At 54.2% G+C, this 2,861-nt stretch carries 4 protein-coding genes; 1 reads left to right on the top strand and 3 read right to left on the bottom strand.

The features are described 5' to 3' along the window. Positions 1-274 precede the first annotated feature (274 nt). Positions 275-574 (top strand): PilZ domain-containing protein, encoded by a 300-nt coding sequence (locus tag Q7T06_RS01375; protein ID WP_304778898.1) that lies wholly within the window; start codon positions 275-277, stop codon positions 572-574. Between the two features lie 35 nt (positions 575-609). Here the strand turns inward: Q7T06_RS01375 and panC are convergent, their stop codons facing one another. The 3 genes from panC to Q7T06_RS01390 form a co-directional block, all read right to left on the bottom strand. Then, positions 610-1,449, bottom strand: coding sequence for a pantoate--beta-alanine ligase (panC, locus tag Q7T06_RS01380; protein WP_304778901.1), 840 nt, complete (start codon positions 1,447-1,449; stop codon positions 610-612). An 83-nt stretch (positions 1,450-1,532) separates the two neighbouring features. Further along, on the bottom strand, positions 1,533-2,390 hold the full coding sequence (locus Q7T06_RS01385) for a ScpA family protein (RefSeq protein WP_304778907.1): 858 nt from the start codon (positions 2,388-2,390) through the stop codon (positions 1,533-1,535). 21 nt (positions 2,391-2,411) lie between these two features. Then, entirely contained in the window at positions 2,412-2,624 is a 213-nt protein-coding gene (locus Q7T06_RS01390) for a DUF3460 family protein (RefSeq protein WP_304778904.1), read from the bottom strand. Positions 2,625-2,861 lie beyond the last annotated feature (237 nt).

The raw sequence follows: 2,861 nt of genomic DNA on the forward strand, positions 1-2,861 counted from the left end.
CAGCAAAAGATCGATCTCGGCCCGACGGATTTAATGATGATGCCGCATCAAGATCCGTCATCATTCTCAGCGTAATTGGCCTGATCCCGTGCACTTCGCGCGAAACGATCTTTAACATTCCCGCCTTGCGCTGTCATCAACTGGTAACGCTGCATCCGTAGCATTCATGACTATTCCTCCTTGAGAAAGGGTCATCATGACTGTGCATGCGCTACCTGCTACGCAAGAATCGCAAAGGACAGAGCAACGCTATATTTTCCGCCGTCGAGGCTTGATGACAACTGATGACATGACGACGCGGATACGCACGCTGGACATTTCCAGGCAAAGCCTGGGTGTGATAGGCCCGGAGCCGGTCAAGGTCGGAAAATCCTGTCTGATCGTGCTGGATGCGGTACTTGGGGAACGTATCGTTCAGTTGCAGTTTTCCTGCAAGGCTGTTTATTGCATCCTGACCGGCATCGATGGTTTTCGCACCGGTCTTTACATCGATGACAAGGTGGAATCACACCAGCAGCAATTGCAGAAGATCATAGCAACGTGCTCATCCGTATCCCTGGCCACGTCGAATTAAAACGTAAAAAGACCAAGCCAGGGTCGAACGAATAATCAGATTTCCAGATTGTCGATCAGGCGCGTGGCGCCCAGTTTTGCGGCGGCGAGCACCACCAGCTTTTCACCCTGCGCCATGTCGCCAGCCGATGGCGGTTGCAGGTTGGCGCGTTTGCGGATCGAGATGTAATCCGGTTTCCAGCCGCGTTTCCCCAGGTCTGCCATGGCCTGGCGTTCCAGCTCGAAAATATCCAGATGGCCGCTGCGCACTTCATTGGCAACGGCGTTCAAACTCTGGAACAGGGCGGGTGCTTCGGCACGTTCTTCAGAAGATAAATACATATTGCGCGACGATAGCGCCAGGCCATCTTCGGCGCGAAAGGTTTCGGCAGCGATAATTTCGGTCGGCAGCGCGAACTGCTTCGACATATTGCGCACGATCATCAACTGTTGATAATCCTTCTTGCCAAACACCGCTACGCTCGGCTGCACGCAGGAAAACAATTTCAATACGATGGTGGTCACGCCACTGAAAAATCCGGGGCGGAATTCACCTTCGAGCGTATTGCCCAGATCATTCGGCGGTTGCACGCGGAATTCCTGCGGCTCCGGATAAAGATCCTTTTCAGTCGGCGCGAACAGGATGTAGACGCCTTCCTTCTCCAGTTTTTCCACATCGGCCTGGAAGGTGCGCGGATATTTGTCGAAATCCTCGTTAGGGCCGAACTGCAGGCGATTGACGAAGATAGATGCCACCACCGGATCGCCATGCTTGCGCGCCAGGCGCATCAGCGACAAATGACCATCATGCAGATTGCCCATGGTGGGCACGAATGCGGTGCGTAACTGGCCGCGCAAATGATCGCGCAATTCTTCGATGCAGGAGATGATCTTCATAAACTGTCTTGGTGTATGGTTTGCCGCACCTTGAGTGGCGTAGCAATGAAATGATGGAGTGACCTGTCTATATGCAGCAGCGCTTAACTCGGTGCGTAAGCCAGCCGCACGTAGATAGGTGCGAACGGTTCGGCTTGCGTGATTTCGATCAGCGTTTCCTTGGCCAGTTCGAGCAGGGCGACAAAGTTGACGACGATGACAGGCACGCCGCGCGATGGATCGAACAGGTCGGAAAATTCGACAAACTTGGCGGACTGCAAACGCCGCAGGATGGCTGTCATGTGCTCGCGCACCGACAATTCTTCGCGGCTGATCATGTGATGCGCAGTCAGTTTTGCACGCTTGATCAGATCGGCCCAGGCGGCTTGCAGGTCGACGACTTCAACTTCCGGCCAGCGCGTGACCATGCTTTGTTCTATGTAAATCTGCGTGCGCACATAATCGCGGCCCAGCTGCGGCAGCGCGTCTATCTGTTGTGACGCCACTTTCATTTGCTCGTATTCAAGCAGGCGGCGCACCAGTTCGGCGCGCGGATCGCTGGCTTCTTCGCCGGTATCGGCCTTGCGCACCGGCAGCAGCATGCGCGACTTGATCTCGATCAGCATCGCTGCCATCAACAGGTATTCGGCAGCCAGTTCAAGATTGTGCAGGCGGATCTGGTCGACGTATTGCAGGTACTGCTTCGTCACCTGCGCCATCGGGATATCGAGGATGTTGAAGTTCTGCTTGCGGATCAGGTACAGCAGCAGATCGAGCGGACCTTCGAAGGCTTCGAGGAAGACTTCCAGCGCATCCGGCGGGATATACAAATCCGTCGGCATGCGGAACAGCGGTTCGCCGTACAGGCGCGCATAGGCGACGCCATCGATGACATCCGGGGTGGTATCCGGCCTGCCATCAACCACAAGATCGGGCGCACTGGAAGGCAAGTGCGCCAGCATCGTGTTCGGCCCCTGGCTCATTTATTTCAGCTTGTTTTGATACGGGTAAGCTTGCTGATTGATGCTGGACTCCTGATTGCGTGCCTGCTGTTCCAGATCAATCGGGCTTTTATCCCACAGCAGGGCGCGACCGGCGCGTTGCGATTCTTCCAGATGCGGATTCTTTTCCTTCAGCGCGCTGATGAATTGAGTGATCTCGGACTGATAATTGGAGTGCTGTTTGCTGAGTTTCATGGATAAATTGGCAACAAGGTGAAATTGGAGTCTATTTTACTCTGTCTTTTCCCCGTGCTAGCCAGTGATTCGGTTATCGCCAAGGCAGATGTGTCGGATGCGCGCACAGCATCCCGGTTTTGCATCATCAATGCGATACTGCGGTTTTTGCAATAAACATCCGGCCATGGCGGGAAAACTGCATTGCCAGCCTGTTGCCAGCATCTTGAATCGGAATGGAAATGAAAAAAATTATTC

The sequence above is a fragment of the Herminiimonas sp. genome, assembly GCF_030645555.1.
In the GTDB taxonomy this organism is placed as follows: Bacteria; Pseudomonadota; Gammaproteobacteria; order Burkholderiales; family Burkholderiaceae_D; genus Oxalicibacterium.